The sequence below is a fragment of the Pseudomonas sp. GW456-E7 genome (assembly GCF_059424105.1).
Window position 1 is genome coordinate 66,593 of sequence record NZ_JBWKZB010000013.1, and the last position, 24,541, is coordinate 91,133.

Annotated in this window: 23 protein-coding genes and 1 pseudogene; 12 read left to right on the forward strand and 12 right to left on the reverse strand. The window is 60.9% G+C overall.

Annotated elements, in window-relative coordinates; all coding sequences use genetic code 11:
• The first annotated feature begins 658 nt into the window (after positions 1-658).
• Positions 659-1,381 carry a response regulator gene (locus tag AC07YV_RS11195; protein ID WP_102699803.1) on the forward strand — a complete coding sequence of 241 codons (723 nt, stop codon included), beginning with the start codon at positions 659-661 and terminating at the stop codon, positions 1,379-1,381.
• The gene (locus AC07YV_RS11200; protein ID WP_102699802.1) at positions 1,378-2,988 is read left to right on the forward strand and encodes an ATP-binding protein; all 1,611 of its coding nucleotides are present in this window, start codon (positions 1,378-1,380) and stop codon (positions 2,986-2,988) included. The genes AC07YV_RS11195 and AC07YV_RS11200 overlap by 4 nt, the downstream gene beginning before the upstream one ends.
• A gap of 126 nt (positions 2,989-3,114) precedes the next feature.
• Here the strand turns inward: AC07YV_RS11200 and AC07YV_RS11205 are convergent, their stop codons facing one another.
• Positions 3,115-3,834: a 4'-phosphopantetheinyl transferase family protein gene (locus AC07YV_RS11205; RefSeq protein WP_102699801.1), complete on the reverse strand. Its 720-nt coding sequence runs from the start codon at positions 3,832-3,834 to the stop codon at positions 3,115-3,117.
• Positions 3,835-3,986: 152 nt separating this feature from the next.
• On the reverse strand, positions 3,987-4,778 hold the full coding sequence (locus AC07YV_RS11210; RefSeq protein WP_102699799.1) for a dienelactone hydrolase family protein: 792 nt from the start codon (positions 4,776-4,778) through the stop codon (positions 3,987-3,989).
• Positions 4,779-4,924: 146 nt separating this feature from the next.
• On the opposite strand from AC07YV_RS11210, the gene AC07YV_RS11215 reads away from it, so the two are divergent.
• From AC07YV_RS11215 to AC07YV_RS11225, 3 genes are all read left to right on the forward strand, one after another.
• Positions 4,925-5,527, forward strand: a complete 603-nt coding sequence (locus tag AC07YV_RS11215) for a hypothetical protein (protein WP_102699798.1) — start codon at positions 4,925-4,927, stop codon at positions 5,525-5,527.
• A gap of 120 nt (positions 5,528-5,647) precedes the next feature.
• A complete protein-coding gene (locus tag AC07YV_RS11220; protein ID WP_007980106.1) occupies positions 5,648-6,325 on the forward strand; it encodes a response regulator transcription factor in 678 nt (225 codons plus the stop codon).
• Positions 6,322-7,668: an ATP-binding protein gene (locus AC07YV_RS11225; RefSeq protein WP_102699797.1), complete on the forward strand. Its 1,347-nt coding sequence runs from the start codon at positions 6,322-6,324 to the stop codon at positions 7,666-7,668. Before AC07YV_RS11220 ends, AC07YV_RS11225 begins: the two co-directional genes overlap by 4 nt.
• Positions 7,669-7,816: 148 nt before the next feature.
• Here AC07YV_RS11225 and AC07YV_RS11230 read toward each other — a convergent pair whose 3' ends face one another.
• Entirely contained in the window at positions 7,817-8,815 is a 999-nt protein-coding gene (locus tag AC07YV_RS11230) for an AraC family transcriptional regulator (protein ID WP_102699796.1), read from the reverse strand.
• A 338-nt stretch (positions 8,816-9,153) separates the two neighbouring features.
• Here AC07YV_RS11230 and AC07YV_RS11235 point away from each other — a divergent pair, with 338 nt between their 5' ends.
• Both AC07YV_RS11235 and AC07YV_RS11240 read left to right on the forward strand, forming a co-directional pair.
• Positions 9,154-10,488 (forward strand): dicarboxylate/amino acid:cation symporter, encoded by a 1,335-nt coding sequence (locus AC07YV_RS11235; RefSeq protein WP_102699795.1) that lies wholly within the window; start codon positions 9,154-9,156, stop codon positions 10,486-10,488.
• A 144-nt stretch (positions 10,489-10,632) separates the two neighbouring features.
• Entirely contained in the window at positions 10,633-11,814 is a 1,182-nt protein-coding gene (locus tag AC07YV_RS11240; RefSeq protein WP_102699794.1) for a CaiB/BaiF CoA transferase family protein, read from the forward strand.
• A 120-nt stretch (positions 11,815-11,934) separates the two neighbouring features.
• Here the strand turns inward: AC07YV_RS11240 and AC07YV_RS11245 are convergent, their stop codons facing one another.
• Both AC07YV_RS11245 and AC07YV_RS11250 read right to left on the reverse strand, forming a co-directional pair.
• A complete protein-coding gene (locus AC07YV_RS11245) occupies positions 11,935-12,429 on the reverse strand; it encodes a SprT family zinc-dependent metalloprotease (protein WP_007980095.1) in 495 nt (164 codons plus the stop codon).
• Between the two features lie 157 nt (positions 12,430-12,586).
• Entirely contained in the window at positions 12,587-13,189 is a 603-nt protein-coding gene (locus AC07YV_RS11250; protein WP_015096459.1) for a Yip1 family protein, read from the reverse strand.
• Between the two features lie 344 nt (positions 13,190-13,533).
• Here AC07YV_RS11250 and ttcA point away from each other — a divergent pair, with 344 nt between their 5' ends.
• Entirely contained in the window at positions 13,534-14,358 is an 825-nt protein-coding gene (ttcA, locus tag AC07YV_RS11255) for a tRNA 2-thiocytidine(32) synthetase TtcA (protein WP_015096458.1), read from the forward strand.
• A 136-nt stretch (positions 14,359-14,494) separates the two neighbouring features.
• Positions 14,495-15,169, forward strand: coding sequence for a DNA-3-methyladenine glycosylase I (locus AC07YV_RS11260; protein ID WP_102699793.1), 675 nt, complete (start codon positions 14,495-14,497; stop codon positions 15,167-15,169).
• 92 nt (positions 15,170-15,261) lie between these two features.
• Here AC07YV_RS11260 and AC07YV_RS11265 read toward each other — a convergent pair whose 3' ends face one another.
• The 3 genes from AC07YV_RS11265 to arsC are packed head-to-tail and all read right to left on the reverse strand — an operon-like array spanning position 15,262 to position 16,635.
• The gene (locus tag AC07YV_RS11265) at positions 15,262-15,687 is read right to left on the reverse strand and encodes a DUF2069 domain-containing protein (protein WP_102699792.1); all 426 of its coding nucleotides are present in this window, start codon (positions 15,685-15,687) and stop codon (positions 15,262-15,264) included.
• 1 nt (position 15,688) lies between these two features.
• A complete protein-coding gene (gene wrbA / locus AC07YV_RS11270; protein WP_102699791.1) occupies positions 15,689-16,285 on the reverse strand; it encodes an NAD(P)H:quinone oxidoreductase in 597 nt (198 codons plus the stop codon).
• Positions 16,282-16,635, reverse strand: a complete 354-nt coding sequence (gene arsC / locus AC07YV_RS11275) for an arsenate reductase (glutaredoxin) (RefSeq protein WP_102699790.1) — start codon at positions 16,633-16,635, stop codon at positions 16,282-16,284. The genes wrbA and arsC overlap by 4 nt, the downstream gene beginning before the upstream one ends.
• A 114-nt stretch (positions 16,636-16,749) precedes the next feature.
• Between arsC and AC07YV_RS11280 the strand changes: the two genes are divergently transcribed.
• Complete coding sequence (locus tag AC07YV_RS11280) at positions 16,750-17,217, forward strand: TlpA disulfide reductase family protein (RefSeq protein ID WP_102699789.1); 468 nt, start codon at positions 16,750-16,752, stop codon at positions 17,215-17,217.
• A 97-nt stretch (positions 17,218-17,314) separates the two neighbouring features.
• Here the strand turns inward: AC07YV_RS11280 and AC07YV_RS11285 are convergent, their stop codons facing one another.
• The 4 genes and pseudogenes from AC07YV_RS11285 to AC07YV_RS11300 all read right to left on the reverse strand — a co-directional run bounded on the left by AC07YV_RS11285 (position 17,315) and on the right by AC07YV_RS11300 (position 22,076).
• Positions 17,315-17,719: an META domain-containing protein gene (locus AC07YV_RS11285; RefSeq protein WP_102699788.1), complete on the reverse strand. Its 405-nt coding sequence runs from the start codon at positions 17,717-17,719 to the stop codon at positions 17,315-17,317.
• Positions 17,719-18,153, reverse strand: coding sequence for a hypothetical protein (locus AC07YV_RS11290; RefSeq protein ID WP_102699787.1), 435 nt, complete (start codon positions 18,151-18,153; stop codon positions 17,719-17,721). The genes AC07YV_RS11285 and AC07YV_RS11290 overlap by 1 nt, the downstream gene beginning before the upstream one ends.
• Before the next feature lie 77 nt (positions 18,154-18,230).
• Positions 18,231-19,223, reverse strand: coding sequence for a 2-hydroxyacid dehydrogenase (locus AC07YV_RS11295; RefSeq protein WP_102699786.1), 993 nt, complete (start codon positions 19,221-19,223; stop codon positions 18,231-18,233).
• A 100-nt stretch (positions 19,224-19,323) separates the two neighbouring features.
• A pseudogene (locus AC07YV_RS11300) lies at positions 19,324-22,076 on the reverse strand (response regulator).
• Between the two features lie 215 nt (positions 22,077-22,291).
• Between AC07YV_RS11300 and AC07YV_RS11305 the strand changes: the two are divergent.
• Positions 22,292-23,011, forward strand: a complete 720-nt coding sequence (locus AC07YV_RS11305) for a response regulator transcription factor (protein WP_102699785.1) — start codon at positions 22,292-22,294, stop codon at positions 23,009-23,011.
• Complete coding sequence (locus AC07YV_RS11310; protein ID WP_102699784.1) at positions 23,001-24,422, forward strand: sensor histidine kinase; 1,422 nt, start codon at positions 23,001-23,003, stop codon at positions 24,420-24,422. The genes AC07YV_RS11305 and AC07YV_RS11310 overlap by 11 nt, the downstream gene beginning before the upstream one ends.
• Positions 24,423-24,541 lie beyond the last annotated feature (119 nt).

Genomic DNA, 24,541 nt, shown 5'->3' on the forward strand with positions numbered 1-24,541 from the left:
GAGCGCCGGGCATAACAACTTCGGGACAGTAGGAAGGGGGCTTTATGGGGCGCCGCTTCCATGCCGAAGTCTTTGGTCTCACGCCTTGGGCCTGAAACCTTGGTCCTTTGCAGGTGACAGTTGGGACTGCAACACCCGTACCGTTTTCACCACTCGGGGCCGAAACACAGTAGCCATCCGCATGCGCGGTTTGGTCTTTCGAAAATACGTCTGGTTCAACCGGACAGAGGCAATAAAAGCGCTTGAAATTGGTGTCTGGTTTGTGTTTGGTTTTTTGCGCAAAACCCTATATCTAGGGTTTTTTTAGCGCCGGGGTACAAGATAATGCGTTTTAGGGGGGGATTGCAACGTACTACCTGTGGATAAACCTGTGCGTAAATTGTGTGTGAAAGAGGGAACCGGCGTGTAGGCCGCGACGCTGCTGGACCGGACCTTTTTTCAGCGATTTTCCACGATCGAAAACGCTCGGTCGGATTTTTAAGGGCGCGAACCCTATCACAAAAAAACGCATTGTCCGAACGCATTTACCCGCTTGTGTTCTCGACGGACGGCGTTTATACATTCGGCCCAGCGTGTATACATATTTATCCCCCCGAATCATTACAAAAAGACGGGCGGATCCTTCCTTATTAGTGTTTTTGGCAAGCAGAGGTCACCCGTGGAGCAAGAAGCCTGGCAGGTATTGATTGTGGAGGACGACCAGCGACTGGCCGAACTGACCCGCGATTACCTGGAAGCCAATGGCCTGCGTGTGTCGATCGAAGGGAATGGTGCCCTCGCTGCGAACCGCATTATCAAGGAACAACCGGACCTGGTGATTCTCGACCTGATGCTCCCCGGTGAAGATGGCCTGAGCATTTGCCGCAAGGTCCGCGCCCGTTATGACGGCCCGATCCTGATGCTCACCGCCCGCACCGATGATACCGACCAGATTCTCGGCCTTGACCTGGGGGCTGACGACTACGTCTGCAAACCGGTACGCCCGCGCCTGCTGCTGGCGCGCATCCAGGCCCTGCTGCGCCGTAGCGAAACACCCGAAGTCGCCCCGGAAAAACAGCGGCGACTGCAGTTCGGCCCGCTGATCGTCGACAACGCCTTGCGCGAAGCCTGGTTGCAGGGCAACGGCATCGAGCTGACCAGCGCCGAATTCGATTTGCTCTGGCTGTTGGTGGCCAATGCCGGGCGCATTCTCTCCCGGGAAGAGATCTTCACTGCGCTGCGAGGTATCGGTTATGACGGTCAGGATCGCTCCATCGATGTGCGCATCTCGCGCATCCGTCCCAAGATCGGCGATGACCCGGAGCATCCACGGCTGATCAAGACCGTGCGCAGCAAAGGCTATCTGTTCGTTCCCGAGGCTTGCGTAGACCAGACCCTGTGAACTCGATCTTCCTGCGTATCTATGGCGGCATGTGTGCCGCGCTGATTCTGGTGGCGGTGCTCGGTGTGCTGGCCTTGCACCTGCTCAATCAGGTGCGCAGCGAGCAATACCGCGAGCGCCTGGCCCATGGCACGTTTTCGCTGATGGCCGACAACCTGCAACCGATGAACCAGACCGAGCGCCATCGGGCCTTGCTGGTGTGGGAGCGCTTGCTGGGCATTCCGCTGGCACTGAAAACCTTTACCGAGACTGACCTGGACCTTACCCAGCGCACTCGTGTGTTGCGCGGCCAGGCATTGGTGGAACAGACCGGCCCGCACGCGGCGAAGGTCTACAAGCTGGTCAGCGACAAGGAACAGTTGATGCTGACCGGGGAAGTGCAGCAGATCAGCGAGCAACTGGCCCGGGCGACCATCTACCTGTTGACCGATGAGCTGGTGCGCACCCCCGTAGCCGATCAGCCCATGCGCCTGGCGCACTTGAAGCAAGACAAGGGCTTTGGCTTCGACCTGCGCCTGGTCACGGTTGATGAGGCGGACATGGACGAAGACCAGAGCCGCCGGGTGTCCGAGGGCGACACCGTGATGGCGCTGGGCAAGGAAGGCGACTCGATCCGGGTGTTTGCCGGCATGGTCGGCACGCCGTGGGTCCTGGAAATCGGCCCGTTGTATCAGATGAATCCTTATCCCCCGCAATGGCTGGTGCTGATCGCCGCACTGGGCCTGACGCTGATCGGTTTGATCGTTTATCTGTTGGTGCGCCAGCTCGAGCGCCGTTTGCGTGGCCTGGAGGCAGCCGCCACGCGCATTGCCCAGGGCAGCCTGGAAACCCGTGTGCCGGCGCGCGGCGCGGACTCGGTGGGACGGCTGGCTTCGGCGTTCAACGGCATGGCCGAGCACTTGCAGCAGTTGTTGGCGATCCAGCGCGAACTGGTGCGCGCGGTGTCCCACGAATTGCGCACGCCGGTGGCGCGCCTGCGCTTTGGCCTGGAGATGATCGGCACGGCCACCACGCCGCAAGCCCTGGAAAAATACTGCCAGGGCATGGACAACGACATCGAGGATCTCGACCGGCTGGTGGACGAGATGCTGACCTACGCGCGCCTTGAGCAGGGTTCTCCGGCACTGAACTTCCAGCGGATCGATCTGGATGCCTTGGTCAACCAGGTGATTGAGGAGCTGGCGCCGTTGCGTGCCGACGTCACGGTACAGCGGGGGTTGTGCCTGTCGGCCGCCGATAACGACGATGCCTGGGTCGAGGCCGAACCGCGTTATCTGCACCGGGCGATCCAGAACCTGGTGAGCAACGCCATGCGCCATGCGCAATCACGGGTGACCATCAGCTATCAGGTGGGGCAGCAACGTTGCCGGGTGGATATCGAGGATGACGGGCCGGGGGTGCCGGAGTCGGCGTGGGAGAAGATCTTCACACCGTTCTTGCGTCTGGACGACAGCCGCACCCGTGCGTCTGGCGGGCATGGGTTGGGGTTGTCGATCGTGCGGCGCATCATCCATTGGCATGACGGGCGTGCGTTGATAGGCAAGAGCAAGAGTCTGGGTGGGGCGTGTTTCAGCCTGAGCTGGCCGCGCAATCAGGAGAAGCGTTGAGCCTTGTGTTGTCTGTTCGGTCCTCATCGCGAGCAGGCTCGCTCCCACAGGGATTTGTGGTGTGACCTAGATCCAATGTGGGAGCGAGCCTGCTCGCGATGAGGGCCTGACAGGCGCCGAAAAACCTCAGGCCTTGATACTGACCAGACTCAACAACTGCCCATCCTTGACCCCGAACTGCGCATCCAGCTCGGTGCCGTTGCGCCATTCGCGGGACAAATCCGTGAGCAGTCGCAACCGCACCTCACCCGACTCACGCCATTCCAGCACTTCGGCGTGTTCGAAATAAAACCGTTGCTGAACGATCGGATAGAGTGCCTTGAACAGGCTTTCCTTGACCGAGAACGTCAGGGTCACCAGCAACGCCCGTTGCTCGCGAGGGCCAAGCGCCATGCGCTGTAGCTCCGGCGGGTTGAGGATTTCCCCGGCCAGGCGTTCGGCGCGTTCGACATTGAGCAGGTTTTCCAGGTCCATGCCCAAGCCGCGCCAATGGCTTTTGTTCGCGACAATCGCCGCGGCCCGGCCCGTGCTATGGGTGATCGAACCCGTGATATGAGCAGGCCAGACCGGTGCCCGGTCTTCACCAATGGCCGGAATGACGCTCAAGCCTTCCAGGCGCTGTAACGCGGCCCGGGCACACACCCGCCCGGCGAGAAACTCCGCCTGCCGTTTGGCGACAGAGCGCTGAATGCTCGCCGGCACTTCCACAGCACTGCGCTGAAAGTCATCGCTGGCCAGTCGGGCGCTATCGAAGTGAGTGCTCAACAGGACCGTATCGGGCAGCACGAACGGCAGCGGCCAGTGGTCATCGAGGGGGGTGCAGCAGGCGGGCAGTGCTGGATTCATGTCGGCATTTTGCCGGGTTGCATTGGGTCTGGGTAGTGCAAAGCTTCAGATTGGTGTTGCCGCCTTCGCGAGCAGGCTCGCTCCCACAGTGGATTTGTGTCGCTTGCACAATTCCTGTGGGAGCGAGCCTGCTCGCGAAGCGGTCTACCGGTTCAGCCAAAGATCTTTTTGAAGAACGCCTGCATGTCCGCCCACGATTTTTCATCGGCGGCCTTGTTGTAGCCAATGTCCGGTCCGCCATGATCGCCATGGCTCAACCGATCGGCATCCGGATTGGTGAACCCATGCTTGGCGCCGTCGAGGCTGACGAATGTGTAGTCGGCGCCGGCCTTGTCCATCTCGCTCTTGAAAGCCGTGATGTTTTCCGGGGTGACGATGCTGTCCAGCGCCCCGTGTTCCACCAGAATCTTCGCCTTGACGCTGCCCGGCGTTGCCGGCGTCTGGGTCGCCAACGCGCCATGGAAACTCACCACGCCTGCCAATGGCACGCCCTGTCTGGCGGCATTGAGCACCACGGCACCGCCGAAGCAGTAGCCGATGGCGGCTATTTTATGCGGATCGGTCTGCGGTTGTTTTTTCAACAGGTCGAGCCCGGCCTGAAACCTCGCGCTCGACACGGCACTGTCTTTTGCCACGGCTTGCATGAAGGCCATGGCGTCTTTGGGGTGCTCGGTATTTTTGCCGTCACCGTACATGTCGATGGCCAGGGCGCTGTAGCCCAGGCCGGCGAGATCCCGGGCGCGGCGCTTGGCGTAGTCGTTCAGGCCCCAGAACTCATGCACCACCACGACCCCGGGGCGCGGGCCCTTGAGGGTGTCGTCGTAGGCGTAGTAGCCCATCATTTTCGTGCCGTCGGCACTTTGGTAGGGGATTTCCCGGGTCTGGATGGCAGCCTGGCTGAGCCCGCTCAAGGCCAGCAGGAAGACAGCGAAGAACATGCGCATGGTCGGATCTCCTGTTGAAACGTGTCGAAACATTCGGGAAAGGGCGGTTCAGCCCAGGTTCAGAGTGCGTTCAGGGGGAGTTCAGGGCGCGGTGCGTAACCTTGCCTCGTACCCCAAAAACAAACGGCACATAAGGAAATTCCCCAATGACTGCATTCAAAAAACTGCTTCTGGCATTCACGGTTCTGGGCGCAAGCACCGCAGCCTTCGCCTCCAACGACAACTTCGCCAGCCTTACTCTTGGACAGACCAGCGACAAGATCAAAAAATCCCACGCCCTGAACGACAACCTCAATCACCCGAACGCCGATGGTGTGATCGGCAAGGACACCACCTGGGGTGTTCGTCTGGGCCAGCAGAATAATCAGGGCCGTTACTACGCCACTTACGACAACGTGTCGGGCTCGCACAACGGCATTAAACTGCGTCAGGAAAACCTCCTGGGCAGCTACGATCTGTTCTACCCGGTGGGTGGCAGCACCAAATTGTTCGGCGGCGCCACGGCGGGCCTGACCAAAATGACCCAGGAGTCACCAGGCTTCAGCCGCGACAGCAATATCGGCTACGCCATCGGTGGCCAGGTGGGTGTGCTGCAACAGGTTTCGCAGAACACCTCGGTTGAACTGGGTTACCGTTACCTGCGCAGCAACGCCAGCACCGAGATGAGCGAGCGCGGTGGCAGCAAGCTGGGTTCGCTGGACCTGACCAGCAGCGCCCAGACCTACCTGTCCGCCAACTACGCTTTCTGACAAGCGTTTCGTGAGCGGCCTGCGCCGGATCAGTCCGAGTGACTGATCCGGCGTAGCCATGTTAGCTATTGAGGTGCGACGTTGCGCCTCTGGAGATGTTGATTTGCCCGGGAGAGCGTTATGAAACTGCTGGTCGTCGAAGATGAAGCGTTGCTGCGTCATCACCTGAAAACCCGCCTGACGGAGAGCGGCCATGTGGTCGAGTCCGTGGCCAACGCCGAGGAGGCGCTGTACCAGACCGCGCAATTCAACTTTGACCTGGCGGTGATCGACCTCGGTCTGCCGGGCATGAGCGGGCTCGACCTGATTCGCCAGTTGCGTTCAGGTGGCAAGACCTTCCCGATCCTGATCCTCACTGCGCGCGGCAACTGGCAGGACAAGGTCGAAGGCCTGGCCGCCGGTGCCGACGATTACGTGGTCAAGCCGTTCCAGTTCGAAGAGCTGGAAGCTCGCCTGAACGCCTTGCTGCGCCGCTCCAGCGGTTTCACCCAGTCGACCATCGTTGCCGGTCCCTTGCTGCTGGATCTCAATCGCAAGCAGGCGTCCCTCGACGAACAGCCGCTGGCACTGACCGCGTATGAGTACCGCATTCTCGAATACCTGATGCGCCACCATCAGCAAGTGGTGCCCAAGGACCGCTTGATGGAACAGCTCTACCCGGATGACGACGAGCGTGATCCGAATGTGATCGAGGTGCTGGTCGGCCGTCTGCGCCGCAAACTGGAGGGGCCGGGCGGCTTCAAGCCAATCGACACCGTGCGCGGCCTTGGCTACCTGTTCAATGAGCGTTGCACTTGATCCGTTCGCTGCGCATTCGCTTGATGCTCGCCGCCACGCTGTTGGCGGTGTTGTTCATGCTGGCGTTGCTGCCGGCGATGCAGGGTGCCTTCAGCCTGGCGTTGCAGGACTCCATCGAGCAGCGTCTGGCATCGGACGTGACCACGTTGATCTCCGCCGCTCGAGTCGAGAACAACAGCCTGCAGATGCCGGCGCAATTGCCCGACGAGCGCTTCAATCTCACCGATAGCCGACTGCTCGGCTATATCTATGACCGTGAAGGGCGCCTGGTCTGGCGCTCAAAGGCGACCCGGGAAGAACGCATCAATTACAAGCCACGCTATGACGGACGTGGTAGCGAGTTTGCGCGGATCCGCGAAGCCAACGGCCAGGAATTCTTCGTCTACGACGTCGAGGTCAAGTTGCTCGGCGGCAAAAGTGCAGCCTTCAGCATCGTGGCGTTGCAGCCGGTTCGCGAGTACGAACTGACCCTCGAAGGCTTGCGGGAAAATCTCTATCTGGGTTTTGGTGCGGCACTGCTGGTGCTGTTGGCGTTACTGTGGATCGGCCTGACCTGGGGCTTGCAGGCGTTGCGACGCTTGAGTCAGGAGCTGGACCAGATCGAAGGTGGCACCCGCGAAAGCCTCAGCGAGGAACATCCCCGGGAATTGCTGCGCCTGACCGGTTCCCTCAACCGTTTGCTGCACAGTGAACGTGAGCAGCGCAGTCGCTACCGTGATTCCCTCGACGACCTGGCCCATAGCCTGAAAACGCCGCTGGCGGTGTTGCAGGGCGTCAGTGAAGACATGGCCCAGCGTCCCGAGGATCGCGATCAGGCCTGGGTGCTGCAAACCCAGATCGAGCGCATGAGCCAGCAGATCAGCTACCAGTTGCAGCGCGCCAGCTTGCGCAAGAGCGGTCTGGTACGTCATCAGGTGCACTTGCACCCGGTGTTGAAAAGTCTGTGCGACACGCTGGACAAGGTCTATCGCGACAAGCGCGTGCACGTCGCGTTCGACCTGCCCGACCCGTGCCATGTACCGATCGAGCAGGGCGCTTTACTGGAAATGATGGGTAACCTGCTGGAAAACGCCTATCGGCTGTGCCTCGGCGAAATACGCATCAGCGTGCGTGAAACCCTCAGCGGCACCGAGTTGTGTGTCGAGGACGACGGCCCCGGCGTACCGCTGGATCAGCGCGCACGGATTCTCGAGCGCGGCGAGCGGCTGGACCGTCAGCATCCGGGACAGGGCATCGGCCTGGCGGTGGTCAAGGACATCATCGAGAGCTACAGCGCCCAGCTGACCCTGGGTGATTCACCGATGGGCGGGGCGGCGTTCCGCATTCATTTTCCGGTGGTTTAGCGGTGTTTTATCGGACGCCATCGCGAGCAGGCTCGCTCCCACAGGGATTAGCGGTGAACACTTTTTTGTGAACGACACTGATTAATTGTGGGAGCGAGCCTGCTCGCGAAGAGGCCAGTGAAGACAGCAAAAAAATCGGCCTGGAAATTCAGTGTTCCTGCGCCCGATAAGCCCCCGGTGTCAGCCCGGTCCACTTCTTGAACGCCCGGTGAAACGCCGACGGTTCGGAAAACCCCAATTGCTCGGCGATCTGTTGCAACGACAGGTCAGCGCGGCTCAGGTGGTAAATCGCGATGTCCCGGCGCAACTGGTCCTTCAATTCCTGAAAGCTCGATCCCTCTTCGCGCAAATGCCGGCGCAAGGTTTGCGGGCTGATGTGCAAGTGCGCGGCCACGGCTTCCAGGTCGGGCCAGCGTGAACTGTCGCGGCTGAGTAAGCGCCGCAAGCGGCTGCTCAGGCTGTCGCCGTCATCCGGACGCGAAAGCAGGTTGGCCGGGGAGTGCTCAAGAAAATGCTTGAGGGTGCGCTCATCCTGCAACAGCGGCATGGCCAGGTAGCGGCTGTGAAACAACAGGCTGCTCTGGGGGCGTGAAAACTCAAGCGGGCAGGAAAACAGCAGGTCGTACTCGGCACCGTGTTCCGGTCGCGGGTAGCTGAACGTGGCCTGTTCCAGGCGAATGCGCTGGCCGATCAGCCAGCTGCCGAAACGGTGCCAGATCACCAGCAGAGCCTCGGTCAGAAAGTGGTCCGGGTCCCAAAGCTGCGAGTCGTCCAGGCTCAGGCGGACCCATTCGTCCTCGTGAGTCAGGGTCAAACGCGGAGCCCCGGGGAATAGGCTATAAAACAATAAGCCGCGATTGAGTGCCTTATCCAGATTGCGGCAGTGGATGACGGCATGACACATCATCGCGAAGCTACCCGGTTTGCTCGGGGCTTGCCCAAAACCCAGGTACTCGTCGTCCAGTGCCAGCCACAAGGCCTTGATCAATTGGGTGAACTGCTCCGGAGCGATGCGCGCCCGCGGTTCGTCCAGCAGCTCGGGGCTGATTCCCAGTTGTTGCAGCAGTCTCGAGTAGTCGTAGCCGTGTCGACGCGCCCCCCCGAGAACGGCGCGGGCGAAATGACTGGCGATGGTGCGTTCGCGCATGGCAGCAGATCTGACCGTTGAGCGACGGATGGTAGCTGCGCGCTGCGGGCATGAACAGGGCGGATATCCGCCAAATTGCAGGACGACTTTTAGTGGAAGGGCGGAAATCCGCCACATGCATGTAACCGTCCGGTGACAGGGAATTTGCTGCGACCCCTGATATCAAAAGGCTTGCAGGTATTTTACGGAAGGTGGCACGGGCCTTGCGATACAACGTGCAGAGGCCTGCCGTTGCGCAGCTCGAAAAAACAAATCCCTCCAGTGCAGGAGGGTTCGCAATTGCGGTGTTGCGGGCAACAGATGGATGTTGTCACCGGGCACCCTTGAGGAACTTTGCAATGACGACTCGTCAGCCACTGTACAAATCCCTGTATTTCCAGGTGATCGTTGCAATTGTCATCGGTATCGCTCTCGGCCACTACTATCCACAGCTCGGTGTGGCCGTTAAGCCACTGGGCGACGGGTTCATCAAGTTGATCAAAATGATCATCGCCCCGATCATCTTCTGTACCGTTGTCAGCGGCATCGCCGGCATGCAGAACATGAAGTCGGTCGGCAAGACAGGTGGCTACGCGCTGCTGTACTTCGAGATCGTGTCGACCATTGCCTTGCTGGTCGGTCTGGTCGTGGTCAACATCGTGCAGCCGGGCAATGGCATGCACATCGACGTCGCCACCCTCGATGCCTCCAAGATTGCCACTTATGTTGCAGCCGGTGCTGACCAAAGCGTCGTCGGCTTCCTGCTGAACGTGATCCCGACCACCATCGTCGGCGCCTTCGCCACCGGCGACATCCTGCAAGTGCTGATGTTCTCGGTGATCTTCGGTTTCGCCCTGCATCGCCTGGGTGCCTACGGCAAGCCGCTGCTGGACTTCATCGATCGCTTCGCCCACGTGATGTTCAACATCATCAACATGATCATGAAGCTCGCGCCTATCGGTGCCTTCGGTGCCATGGCGTTCACCATTGGTGCCTACGGTGTCGGCTCGCTGGTGCAACTGGGTCAACTGATGGCGTGCTTCTACATCACATGCCTGCTGTTCATCCTGATCGTGCTGGGCTCCATCGCTCGCATGCACGGCTTCAGCGTGCTGAAAATGATCCGCTACATCCGTGAGGAACTGCTGATCGTGCTCGGTACTTCTTCTTCGGAATCGGTGCTGCCACGCATGCTGATCAAGATGGAGCGTCTGGGTGCACAGAAATCCGTAGTAGGCCTGGTGATCCCGACCGGCTATTCGTTCAACCTCGACGGTACCGCCATCTACCTGACCATGGCCGCGGTGTTCATTGCCCAGGCCACCGATACGCCCATGGACATCACGCATCAGATCACCCTGCTGGTGGTGTTGCTGCTGTCCTCCAAAGGCGCTGCGGGTGTGACCGGTAGTGGTTTCATCGTACTGGCTGCAACGCTGTCCGCCGTTGGCCACCTGCCGGTTGCCGGCCTGGCGCTGATCCTCGGTATCGACCGTTTCATGTCCGAAGCCCGTGCCCTGACCAACCTGATCGGTAACGCCGTGGCGACCATCGTTGTGGCCAAATGGGTCAAGGAACTGGACACCGACGTGCTGCAAGCCGAACTGGCTTCGGGCGGTCGCGGCATTGCCGACGAGCCTAAAGACGATGTTTTGGGCCACGTCGAAGAGGTAGCCCCGGCTAACGCCAAGTAAGCCTTGTCCTGATGAAAAACCCGCTTCGGCGGGTTTTTTGTTGCCTGCGGATTGAGCGTAACGGTCACTGCACGTGGCGCATAAGGTGATTGCCGCAAAGCGATCGGCTGCCTAGGCTGTGGGCATTGTTAAGGGAGAACGTTCATGCTCGGTCCATTGGCATCACTCAAGGTTCTGGATTTCTCGACACTGCTGCCGGGGCCGTTCGCTTCGTTGCTGCTGGCGGACATGGGCGCCGAAGTGTTGCGCATCGAATCACCGACCCGCATGGATCTGTTGCGAGTATTGCCGCCCCACGATCAAGGGGTGTCGGCCAGTCATGCCTACCTCAACCGCAACAAGCGCAGCCTCGCCCTGGATCTCAAACAGCCTGAGGCGCTGGATGTCATCAAGCATCTGTTGCAGGACTACGACATCGTGCTGGAGCAATTCCGCCCCGGTGTCATGGATCGACTGGGGCTGGGGTATGAGGCTCTGAAGGCGATCAACCCAAAGCTGATTTATGTGTCGATCACCGGCTACGGCCAGACCGGTCCCTACAAGGACCGCGCCGGCCACGACATCAACTATCTGGCCTTGTCCGGGCTGGCGAGTTACACCGGCCGAACCGACAGTGGGCCACTGCCGTTGGGCATGCAGGTGGCGGATGTCGCCGGTGGCTCGCTGCACGGGGTGATTGGCTTGCTGGCGGCGGTCATCGCCCGGCAGCAAACCGGTCAGGGCCAGCACCTGGATGTCAGCATGACCGACTGCGCGTTCAGCCTGAATGCGCTGGCGGGTGCCGGATATCTGGCCTGTGGCGTCGAGCCGGGGCCGGAAAACCAGGTGCTCAACGGCGGCAGCTTTTACGATTACTACCGCTCTCGGGATGGGCGCTGGCTGTCGGTGGGCAGCCTGGAGCCGGTGTTCATGAAGCAGTTGTGCACGGCATTGGGGCTGGAGGAACTGGCTGGCCTGGGCCTGTCACCGCAACCGGCGCATCAGAAAAAGCTGAAAGACGCGTTGAAGGTCGAATTCGAAAAGCATGATTTTGCCGAGTTGCGTGCGCTGTTCGCGGAACTGGATGCGTGCGTCGAACCGGTGTTGAGCCTGGGAGAAGCACTGTGTCATCCGCAGTTGCAAGCGCGGGAGTTGGTGACCGACGTGCCGCGGGACGATGGTTCGGTCCAGGCGCAGATGGCTTGTCCGCTGAAGTTTTCAGAGGGGTTGCCTGAGCCTCGGCATATTGGCGCGGCGCTGGGGCAGCATACGGATCAGGTGTTGGGGGAGTTGGGGTTTGGTGCTGAGCGGATTGCTGAATTGCGGCGAGCCAAGGTGATTCTCTAGCGTCTGCTTCGGCCTCTTCGCGAGCAAGCCCGCTCCCACACTGGATCTATGCCATACCGCAGGTCCCCTGTGGGAGCGGGCTTGCCCGCGAAGAGGCCAGTACAGCCACCGCAAATCTCGCTACTCGACCCGCATCTCCCCACTGAACACCAAGGTGTTGCGACACCGCCGGCACAGGTACCGGCGCCCTTGCCGCACCAGGCTGTGGCGTTGGGCCGAGAACGGGAAGTCGCTGTCGGCGCACGGGCATTTGTAGATGTAGCGGGTCACGCTGCGGCGTTTGACGTCATAGGTGTGGCAGCGGTTGGGCGGCAGTTCGTATACGCCGCGCATGATCAATTGCCACTCTTCGCCATGGGGCTGGATGCGGTCGCCGAACAGCTGGTGGGCGATCAGGTGCGCGACTTCATGGGCCACGGTCTGCTTGAGGAAATCCTCGGTATTCTCCCGGTACAGCTGCGGATTGAAGCGCAGCAGGTTCTCGTGCAAATGCGCGACACCGGCTTTTTGCCCGCGCAGCTTGAGGCTCACCACGGGGCGCTTGAAAGGTCGTTTGAAAAAGGATTCGGCTAGTTGGAAACAGTCTTCGACGCGGGAATTGAGTTGCTCGGGCATGCTTGATGGATCTCCAGAGCGGTCGAGTATGCCGCAACCCTCGGGCCTTGCGAATCACCAGGTTGCCGAATGGTCGTGGGCTTTCTCGTTGCTGAAGAATGAAAAGGCCGCCTCGCGGCGGCCTTTATCGGCATTTCTGATTTTCGGTGATGAGCGGCTAGTTGGTGTAGACCGGCCCCACGCCGAGTCCCCAGACAATCACAGTGAACGCCATGATGGCGACCAGCACCACCAGGCCTACGGCGAGCACTGAACTTGAAAACAGGAAGCCCTCGTCAGATGGAATGTTCATGAAGGTCGGTAAGCCCACATACAGCAAGTACACCGTGTAGCAGATGGCTGCGGTGCCGACGATCATCCCCAGCCACAAGTGCGGGTACAGGGCCGCGAGGCCGCCGATGAACAAGGGGGTCGCGGTGTAGGTTGCAAACGCAATGCAGCGGGCGAGGCTTGGGTTGGCGTCATAGGTGCGGGCCATCCAGTGAATGAATGCGCCCATTACCGCTACACCCCCGAGCATCGCCAGGTACGACATGACCGTCATCCATATCGCGCTTTCTACGGTCAACATCACGGGAGGCCGATTGCCGATGACCCAGCCGACCTGTGTGGTGCCAATGAAGGCAGACACGGCGGGGATGGCCGCCAGGATCAGCGTATGGGTCAGGTACATGTGGCTGATGCTTTCCTCCTGGTCGCCACGGATTTCTTTCCATTCTTGGTCAGGGTGGGTGAAGAGCCCCACTACGTGATGGATCATGCCAGTCACTCCTCTTGTCTTTACCGTCGCCCCCCAGTGGAGCGCCTACGGGCCAATGCGGCCAAGCAAGTCACAGGTCTGAAATATGTAAGCGACCTTATGTCGCAGTATAGGGAGGAGTTTCCCCGGGTGGAGCAGGGGCTTTAGAGCAAATCGCGCTGTAAACACTAGGCCTAATCGCGGTTGCGTCTGTAGAAGCTATCGAAGGCTGCGATCTTTTGATCTTTGATGATTTCAGCGCCATCGAAGATCAAAATCAAAAGATCGCAGCCTTCGGCAGCTCCTACGGGTCGTTTTTTTGCGTAAAATGCCCGCCTTTCGTCACACCTCACGGATTTCGCGTCATGGGCACTCTCACGGTCAACCAGAACAAACTGCAAAAGCGCCTTCGCCGACAGGCCGGTGAGGCGGTTGCCGATTTCAACATGATTGAAGACGGCGACAAGGTCATGGTCTGCCTGTCCGGTGGCAAGGACAGCTACACCATGCTCGATGTGCTGATGCACTTGCAGAAGGTCGCGCCGATCAAGTTCGAGATCGTGGCCGTGAACATGGATCAGAAGCAGCCGGGCTTCCCGGAGCACGTGCTGCCGGCCTACCTGAAAGAACTGGGTATCGAGTACCACATCGTCGAGAAAGACACGTATTCGGTGGTCAAGGAGCTGATTCCGGAAGGCAAGACCACGTGCTCGCTGTGCTCGCGCCTGCGTCGCGGCACGCTCTACACCTTTGCCGATGAGATTGGCGCGACCAAGATGGCCCTGGGTCACCACCGCGACGACATCGTCGAAACGTTCTTCCTGAACATGTTCTTCAACGGTTCGCTCAAGGCCATGCCGCCGAAGCTGCGCGCCGACGATGGTCGAAACGTGGTGATTCGCCCGCTGGCCTACTGCAACGAAAAAGACATCCAGGCCTACTCGGACTTCAAGCAATTCCCGATCATTCCGTGCAACCTCTGTGGTTCCCAGGAAAACCTGCAGCGTCAGGTGGTCAAGGAAATGCTGCAGGACTGGGAACGCAAGACCCCGGGCCGAACCGAGAGCATTTTCCGCAGCCTGCAGAACGTGATCCCGTCGCAACTGGCGGACCGCAACCTGTTTGACTTCACCAGCCTCAAGATCGACGAAAGCGCCGCATCGCGCTTCGTCAACGTGGTCAACCTCTAACCACAACTACTGTGGGAGCGAGCTTGCTCGCGATTGCGCCATGTCAGTCGACTTCAATGTTGAATGACACACTGCTATCGCGAGCAAGCTCGCTCCCACAGGTTTTTTCGTTTTATTTCAGATTACTGGAGAGGGCATGCGCGATTACAAGTGGCTCAATGAATACTGCCTGAACCGTTTCGGTTCGGCGGCTGAACTGGAAGCCCATCTGCCCGTTCCCAAAACCCCGGCGCAATTGCGCAAGATCAGCGACGATCGCTACCTCTCGATGATGGCGCTACGGGTATTCCGCGCCGGGCTCAAGCACAGCCTGGTGGACGCCAAGTGGCCAGCCTTCGAAGAAGTGTTCTTCAGGTTCGATCCGGAAAAAGTCGTGCTGATGAGCGCCGAGCACCTTGAGCGGCTGATGCAGGACACGCGGATCATCCGTCACCTGGGCAAGCTCAAGAGTGTGCCGCGCAACGCGCAGTTCATACTGGACGTGGCCCATGAAAAGGGCAGCTTCGGCGAACTGATCGCCGACTGGCCGGTGACCGATATCGTCGGGCTCTGGACCTTCCTGAAAAAACGCGGACATCAGTTGGGTGGCCTGTCAGCCCCGCGCTTCCTGCGGATGATCGGCAAGGACACCTTTGTGCCGAGCTACGACGTGGTCGCGGCGCTGAATGCGCAAGACATCATCGACAAGGTGCCGAGCAGTCTGCGCGACCTGGCGTTGGTGCAGGACGTGTTCAACCAGTGGCATGAGGAAAGTGGCGGGCGGCCGATGAGCCAGATTTCGATGATGCTCGCCTACACAGTGAATCATTGATGGGGTGGCCAAAAAGATCGCAGCCTTCGGCAGCTCCTACAGGTTTACACATTCCCCTGTAGGAGCTACACCGAAGGCTGCGATCTTTTCTGTCAGGCGACGGAAGTCTCGCCCTCGCCAGCCAGCTTGCGGTTCAACTGATAACGCCAGCGCACATACAACAGTGCCGAGCAAAACACCGCCAGGCTTGCGCCCATCTCCAGCAAACCGAAGATTTGTCGGTTCGGATCATAAGCGGCCAATGCGCCCTTGATGAAATACAGGTTCACCACAAAGCACATCCATGAATGCCCGCGAGGACTGCCGACGATCATGCCCGGCGCCAGTATCAGCAGTGGCACCAGTTCGATCAGCAGAATCACCCATGGCCGGGCGCCATGCAGGTCGGCGATCAGCAGGTAGTAGACGCAGAGAAGGCCCACCAGCCCCAAAAAGCACAGCAGGCTGATGACACGCATCGCCCGCACTCGCGGCTCGAGCCAGTCAATGGCGGGGAGAATCTTCGGCTTCCTGGCCACTTCAGCTCTCCAGTTTCTGTGCAGTCTTGGCCAGGCGCATGCCCAGCGCGCGGCACAGCGCCACTTCATGGCTATCCAGGCCGCTTTTGCCGTCGGCACCGGCGTGGTGGCTGGCGCCGTATGGCGTGCCGCCGCCCTGGGTTTCCAGCAGTGCCGATTCGCTGTACGGCAGGCCGGTGATCAGCATGCCGTGGTGCAACAACGGCAACATCATCGACAGCAAGGTCGTCTCCTGGCCGCCGTGCAGGCTCGCGGTGGAGGTGAACACGCCGGCCGGTTTACCCACCAGGGCGCCGGTCAGCCACAGGTTGCTGGTGCCGTCGAGGAAGTACTTGAGCGGCGCGGCCATGTTGCCGAAGCGGGTCGGGCTGCCGAGTGCCAGGCCGGCGCAGTTCTTCAGGTCGTCGAGGCTGGCATACAGCGCGCCTTCGTCGGGAATCTCCGGCGCAACGGCTTCGCAGTCGGTGGAAATCGCCGGCACCGTGCGCAGGCGGGCTTCCAGCCCGGCCTGTTCGACGCCACGGGCGATCTGCCGGGCCATTTCGTTGGTCGAGCCGCTGCGGCTGTAATACAGAACCAGAATGTAAGGTGCACTCATGGCAACAGTTCCAGGATCTGCTCCGGTGGGCGACCGATGACGGCTTTGTCACCGACTTCGAGAATCGGTCGCTCCATCAGTTTCGGGTGGGCGGCGATGGCGGCAATCAACTGCGCTTCGCTCAGGCTGCTGTCGGCCAGGTCGAGGGTCTTGTACTCGTCCTCGCCGGTTCGCAGCAGTTGCCGGGCGCTGATCCCTAGTTTGCCCAGCAGGCTCTGGATTTGCGTGGCGTCCAGCGGGGTCTCCAGGTAACGCACCACGGTCGGGGCCAGGCCACGGGCTTCAAGCAGTTCGAGCGCACCGCGGGATTTCGAGCAGCGCGGGTTGTGATAAAGCGTCAGATCGGTCATGAGCGGGTCGCATCTTGCGTAAGGTGGCGGCTATTCTAACTGTGCAGCACGCAATCCAGAACCGTGAGAGGCGATGGGTCGCAGGTGCATTCAATTTTTGACAAGGAACACGACATGACAAGGCGACTGGCAGCAGCATTGGCGATCATCGGAGCGTTGATGCTGGGGGGCTGCGGGAATGACTATGGCATCGACCAGGACGGCCAAAAGATCGCCTCCGACCGACTGGATGGCAAATGGCTGGTACTCAACTACTGGGCAGAATGGTGCGGACCCTGCCGTACCGAAATCCCGGAGTTGAACACCCTGGCCGAGCAACTCAAGGACAAGAAAATCGGTGTGTTCGGGGTTAACTTCGACAACGTCCAGGGGCAGGAACTGAAGGGCGCGAGCGAGAAACTGGGGATCAAGTTCACGGTGTTGGCCCAGGATCCTGCCGAATTGTTCGAATTGCCGCGCAGCGAGGCATTGCCGGTGACGTACATCATCGATGACAAGGGCAAGGTGCGTGAGCAGTTGATGGGTGAACAGACGGCGGCGGGGGTGATGGCGAAGCTTGAGGCGTTGCAGGCGAAAAATTGAGTTGTTCTTGAGAGAAAAGATCGCAGCCTGCGGCAGCTCCTACAGGTTTACGTTTAATCCTGTAGGAGTTGCCGAAGGCTGCGATCTTTTTTGCGGGTCAACCCTCTTCAAGCCACCAACGCAGCGGCTTGCCTTCGGCTGGCCAGAAGCGGATCTGCTCGATCGGGGAGACGTCCCAGCGCTGGACGTTTTCCAGGGCCTGCAGGAAGCGTTTTTCCTGCTCCATCAGCGCCGGCGCGCACAGTTTGCGGGTGCTGCCGATTTTGCCGAAGGTCAGTTTGTCGCCCTCCAGGGTGTACGGCGCGAACCAGTGGTTGCAGCCGCCATTGCCGTAGGCCCGGCCATCTTCACCGAGCGTGATGGTCAGGTGGCTGTAGTCCATCAGTGGCCGCTCGCCGATCCACTCCAGGATGTAGCTGCGATTGTGTTCAAGCTGCACCGGCTCGGCGGCGCAGCCCAGCAGGCTGGCACCGGCCATCGCGCTCAGAACGAGGCGTTTCATCACGCAGGCTCCTGGCATTTCGGGCACAGGTGTTTCTCGCCGACGGTGGTCCAGCCCAGCTCGGCAATTCGCGCGTTGGCGGCAGGTTTTTCGGCCTTGTTGCCCAGCTTGGCGTCGACGGCGAACTCGAAGCTCAGCGCTTTGGCGCAGCTGTCGCAGTTCACTTGCCAGGTATGGATCGCCAGTTCGCCGAACACCGGGCCGCTGGCCACCGCGACCCATTGGCCGGGCGGATTGATCAGGTGGCGAACCGTTTCGACGGTCAGGCGCATGGACAAGTCCTTGGCGCCCTTGAGGGTCACGACCAGCACGTCGTTGTTGCGAATCGAGCCACCGTTGCCGGTGACCTGATAACGCCCCGGCACCAGGGCGCGGCATTCGGTGAGGGTGTGTTGCGGGTTCATCAGGCTGTAGCGGAAATCGTGTTCGACCATGGGTCCTCCAAATATGCGCGATATGCTAGCACGGGCTTGCATGCCGCATCGCGCAGGCCGATGACCTTCGATCCGTTTCAGTCGCCCGTGACCAGGTTTTCCGGCGTGCCCGCCACCCAGGCGGCGATGTTGCGCAATGTGGTGGCGGCAATCGCGTCCAGCGCTTCGTGGGTCAGAAAGGCCTGGTGCGCGGTGACGATCACGTTAGGAAAGGTCAGCAACCGGGCCAGCACATCGTCTTGCAACGGCAGGTCGGAACGGTCCTCGAAGAACAGTTGCGCCTCCTCCTCATACACGTCCAGCCCCAGATAGCCGAGGCGACCGTCTTTCAACGCGTCGATCAGCGCCGGGGTGTCCACCAGGCCGCCACGTCCGGTATTGATCAGCATTGCGCCCGGCTGCATGTGGGCCAGTGATTCACGGTTGATCAAGTGCTTGCTCTGCTCGTTGAGCGGGCAGTGCAGGCTGATGATCTGTGATTCGGCCAGCAGTTGCGGCAGGCTCAGGTAGCGCGCGCCCAAGGCTTCGACCTGTGGGTTGGGGTAGGGGTCATAGGCCAGTAACCGGCAGCCAAAACCGTTCATGATTTTGGCGAAGGTGGCGCCGATCTGCCCGGTGCCGACCACGCCGACCGTCTTGCCCACCAGGTCGAAGCCGGTCAGCCCTTGCAGCCTGAAATCCCCTTCGCGGGTGCGGTTGTAGGCGCGGGGCAAGCGGCGGTTGAGTGCGAGGATCAGCGCCACTGCGTGTTCGGCCACGGCGTGGGGCGAATAGGCCGGGACGCGCACGATGGCCAGTCCCAGACGTTTTGCCGTTGGCAAGTCGACGTGGTTGTAACCCGCCGAGCGCAGGGCGATCAGGCGAGTGCCTCCAGCGGCCAGCCGCTCGAGCACTGCCGCGCCGAGGTCATCATTGATGAACGCGCAGACCGCTTCATACCCTTGGGCGATTGCTACCGTGTCGAGGCTCAGGCGCGCAGGCTGAAATTGCAGCTCGATGCCGGCCGGTTGCCCGGCCGCGCGAAAGCTGTCGATGTCGTAGTTCTGGCTGCTGAAAAGAATCGTACGCATGATTTCCTCTTTGCCTCGTTCCTGTAGGCGCTGGCAAGCCAGCTCCTACAGAGTAGGTGGTGAGCTTACGCCGATATTTGATTCCCGTGATTGCGCTGCATCAAGCGTTCATTCGCGCGTGGGCTGCCAGGCGATTGATCGCCCGGTCGAGTTCGTCCAGTGCCACGCTGGCTTTCGGGTCCTGTTGCTTGAGCAGGGTTTCGCTGCGTTGGCAGGCCGCACGCAATTGCGGCACACCGCAGTAGCGCGTCGCACCATGCAGGCGATGGACCCGTTCGATCAGGGCGTTGTGGTCATTGCTCTGCTGAGCAAGACGAATCGCTTCGCGGTCAGCTTCCAGGGAGGCGAGCAGCATCGCCAGCATGTCTGCGGCCAGATCAGCCTTGCCAGCGGCCAGGCGCAATCCTTCCTCGTGGTCGAGCACCAACAGGTCATGGGCGCTGCCGTGCCCATCGCCGGAGCGCTCCGGGCTGTGATTGCGCAACGCCAGGCCGCTCCACTTCAGCACCACCTGGGCCAATTGCCGTTCGCTGATCGGTTTGGTCAGGTAGTCGTCCATGCCGCTTTGCAAAAGTGCGCGTTTTTCGTTGGCCATGGCGTGGGCGGTGAGGGCCACGATCGGCAACGGCGTGCAATGCCGTTCGCTTTCCCACTGGCGAATCGCCTCGGTGCTCTGGCGGCCGTCCATGCCGGGCATCTGCACGTCCATCAATACCAGATCGAATGTCTCGTTCTGCACCGCCTTGACGGCGGCATAACCGCTTTCCACCGCGAGCACCTTGGCGCCCATGTCTTCGAGCAGGGTCTGCACCAGCATCAGGTTGGCCGGGTTGTCATCGACGCACAGCACCTTCGGTGCACGGCTGGACACCGGTTCGCCCGGCTCGCTGCGCATCGGGCGCGGGCTGACCAGGTCAGACAGGGAGCGTCGCAGCTTGCGGGTACAGGCCGGTTTCGCCTGGAGCTGGCTGTGGGGGTTGGGCACGGAAAGGTGGAACAGCGTCTGTTCCGTGGTCGGGCACAGCACCAGCACTTTGCAGCCAAGGTGTTCGAGGTCCCAGATGTGCTGGTTGAGGCGTTCCGGCGGCATGTCGTTGCTGGTGATGCCGAGCACGGCGAGCTCGATCGCCTGATCGGTCTGGTGGGCGGCGGTGACGCCATTGGTCAGGCTTTCCAGGGTATTGAACGGCGTGGTGCTCAGGCCACAGTCTTCCAGTTGATGCTGCAACGCCTGCCGGGCCAGTTCGTGGTTTTCCAGCACCGCCACCCGACGCCCGAGCAAGGGCGCGGCGGGCAGGTCTTCGGCATCGTCGCGGGCTTTGGGCAGGCTCAGGCTGATCCAGAATTCCGAGCCTTCCCCAGGGGTGCTGTCGACGCCGATCTCGCCGCCCATCTGTTCGATCAGGCGCTTGGAAATCACCAGGCCCAGGCCCGTGCCGCCAGGTTGCCGCGACAGCGAGTTATCGGCCTGGCTGAAGGCCTGGAACAGGGCGCGCACGTCCTGGTTGGACAGGCCGATGCCGGTGTCCTGAATGCTGATGCGCAGTTGCACGGTGTCTTCGTGCTCTTCTTCGAGCATGGCGCGGGCGATGATGGTGCCTTCGCGGGTGAACTTGATGGCGTTGCTCACCAGGTTCGTCAGGATCTGCTTGAGCCGCAGCGGGTCGCCGACCAGGGACAGCGGCGTGTCCCGGTACACCAGGCTGACCAGTTCGAGCTGCTTGGCGTGGGCGGCGGGGGCGAGGATGGTCAGGGTGTCTTGGAGCAGGTCGCGCAGGTTGAACGGAATATGGTCGAGCACCAGTTTTCCGGCCTCGATTTTCGAGAAGTCGAGAATCTCGTTGATGATGCCGAGCAGGCTGTCGGCGGATTTTTCGATGGTACCCAGGTAGTCGAGCTGGCGTGGGGTGAGCTCGCTTTTTTGCAACAGGTGGGTGAAGCCGAGAATGCCGTTGAGCGGCGTGCGGATTTCATGACTCATGTTGGCCAGGAATTCGGACTTGATCCGGCTCGCTTCCAGGGCTTCCTTGCGCGCCAGGTCCAGCTCGATGTTCTGGATCTCGATGGTTTCCAGGTTCTGGCGCACGTCTTCGGTGGCCTGGTCGATGCTGTGCTGCAATTCTTCCTGGGCGTTTTGCAGGGTGCCGGCCATGCGATTGATGCCGGAGGCCAGTTCGTCCAGCTCCTGGCTGCCGAGGGGTGGCAAGCGGGTTTCCAGATGGCCGTCCTTGAGTTGGGCCACGGCCTGCTTGATCTGGCTCAGTGGCCGGTTGATCGTGCGACCCATGCGCAGGGCCAGCAGTGCCGCACCGATCAGTCCGGCTGCGATCAGCATCAGGCTGGCGAACAGGCTGCGGTAACCGCGCAACAGCATGCTGTTATGGGACAGCTCCAGTTCGACCCAGCCCAGCAGGCGGTCGGCTTCTTCGGGAATCACGTCTCCGGCCAGGTTGCGGTGTTTGCCGAACACCGGCAGCAGATAGCGGGTCGCATCGTTGCCACTGCGGCGCAGCATCTGCGTGCCGCTGCCGGAAGGCGTCTGGTTGAGCATGGTCGGGCCGGCGTGGGCCAGCAGCGTGCGGTCGGGAGCCAGGAAGGTCACGGCCCGTACGTCGGTTTGTTCCAGGGCCTGGGTGGCGATACGTTCGAGCAGTTCGTTGTCCTGATGGCCCATGGCTGGCGCCGCCAGGGGAGCCAACTGCTCGGCGATCATTTCGCCGCGCTGCATGAGTTGGGTTTGCAGGTCAGCCTGTTGCATCCAGGTAAAATACCCCCCAGCACCAACGCCATCAGGCTGGTTGGCAACAGGGTCAGCAACAGCACGCGGCCTTTGATTCCCAGTTTCTTGAGCACGCATCTCTCCTGCATCCCGCTATTCATAGACCTGCATATATATCCGTCATGCAGCACTTGCGCAGTGTAGCGATTTGCTCGCGGGCAATCTTCGTAAAAATGCGGCTGCCATTCGTCGGCCCGCGCAGCTCATTGGCGATACAGCCAAGCGGTGGGTTGCCCCTGGCGAGGCAATCTTGAATAATCATTCAACTGAGAATTGTTTGCAGATAGTCATGACTCCCATCAATGCCGGCCTCCCCCGAATCCTGTCCATCGAAGACGACCTCGTGCTCGGCGCCTACGTTCATGAACATCTGGACCGTAGCGGCTTTCAGGTGACCTGGTGCCAGAACGGCCAGGAAGGCCTGGACATGGCCCGGCGGCAACCTTTCGACGTGGTGCTGATGGATATTCTGCTGCCGGGCCTGGACGGTCTGGCGGTGCTGACCCAATTGCGCCAGAGCCATACCACCCCGGTGTTGCTGATGTCAGCCCTCGGTGCCGAGGCCGACCGCATCAGCGGCTTTCGCCTGGGAGCCGACGATTACCTGCCAAAGCCTTTCAGCATGGTGGAATTGCGGGTGCGCATCGAAGCCATCCTGCGGCGGGTGGCCCTCGACCGCCGCCCGGTCCCCGCAGTGCCAGCCCCTTCGATGGACAGCCTGCGTTTCGACGATGAACGCTTCGAGGTGTTTTATGGCGAGCAGGCGGGCGGGCTGACCCGCAGCGAGTATCGCTTGCTGGAGACACTGCACCGCAACGCCGACGAAGTCTTGAGCAAAGCCTTCCTTTATCAGCAGGTGCTGCAGCGCGGTTACGCAGCCCATGACCGCAGCCTGGACATGCACATCAGCCAGATCCGCCGCAAGCTCAAGGCCATTGGCTACACCGAGCGCGAAGTGCGCACGGTCTGGGGCAAGGGTTACATCCTGAGCGCCGCCGATGAAATGTAACTTGCCGGGCAGGCATTCGCTGTTCTGGAAACTGGCCTGTCTACTGGTCGCGTTCTGTCTGCTGATGATCTGGTTGAGTTGGTCCTGGGGCCGTTACATGGAGCAGCGCAACCAGTTTCTCTCCGATGAGGCCCGCGGCACCCTGACGCGCTATGCCGCCGAGGCCGAGCAGGCATGGCAACAGACGCAGAGCGCGGGTGTCGATGAATGGTTGCAAGGCATGCATCAGCGGGAAAAAGGCTGGGTGGGTGTCATCGGCGCGGATTTGCAGTCCTTGGGCAACCAATCGCTGACGGACAAGGAAGTCGAACGCCTGACTTTTTTGCGCGGCCTGGATTGGCCCGTCCACAAGAAGGGCCGGCCCTGGATGCGTGTGCCGTTTCCCGGTGACCCTTCCGCCGGCAGCCTGGTGATCGAGTTGCCCGAACGCTTTCTGCCTGGGCAATACCGGGTGTTCTGGCGGGTGATCACCAATGGCGTGATTCCGGGGCTGTTCACTTTGCTGCTGTGCGTCGGGCTCTACCGTTTGCTGGTGGTGCCACTCAACCACTTGCGTGAGCAGGCCAATGCCTGGCGTGCCGATCAACTGAACGTACGGCTCTCGAGCCGGACCACCAATCGTTCGGATGAACTGGGCGAGCTGGGCAGGGCGTTCGATCACATGTCTGAACGCCTGCAAAGTACCGTGGCCTTGCAGCAGCAACTGCTGCGCGACCTGTCCCACGAATTGCGCACGCCTTTGAGCCGCTTGCGGGTGGCCAGTGAAAGCGAGCAGGGGCTGGAGCTATTGCGCGAACGCATCGGCCGGGAGGTCGACGGCATGCAGCGCCTGGTGGAAGACACGCTGCAGCTGGCCTGGCTGGACACCGAGCGCACCCGCTTGCCCGACGAAGCGATCCAGATCCAGGCGCTGTGGGAGATGCTCACGGAGAATGCCTGCTATGAAAGCGGTTGGCCTGATACTCGGCTGCAATGCACGGTGGATGCATCCTGCTGGGTGCGCGGTCATCTCAACACCCTGGCCCAGGCCCTGGAAAACATTCTGCGCAATGCGATTCGGCATTCGCCCGAGGGCGGTGTGGTCCACCTTGGCGGACAGTGCGAGGGTAAATACTGGCATCTGTGGCTGGAGGATCAGGGGGGCGGTGTGGCGGAAGCTGATCTGGAGCGGATCTTCCTGCCGTTTACCCGACTCGACGGTTCGCGACCGGGGGATGGTGGATTCGGATTGGGCTTGAGCATTGCCCGGAACGCTGTGCAGCGTCAGGGCGGGCAGCTTTGGGCGCAGAACACCGGGACCGGGTTGCGCTTGAATATGCGCTTGTTGGCGGATGTTAGTAGCGCCTGTGACGACTCCTTCGCGAGCAAGCCCGCTCCCACACTGACTGTGTTTGAACCGCCAAACCTGTAATCACCCCAGCCCCCTGTGGGAGCGGGCTTGCCCGCGAAGAGGCCCTCACTCCCACCACAGCAACCCCTGTTTTTCATGCTCCGAGTGGCACCGCCACTTGCCGCTTGCAGCTCAAAGCT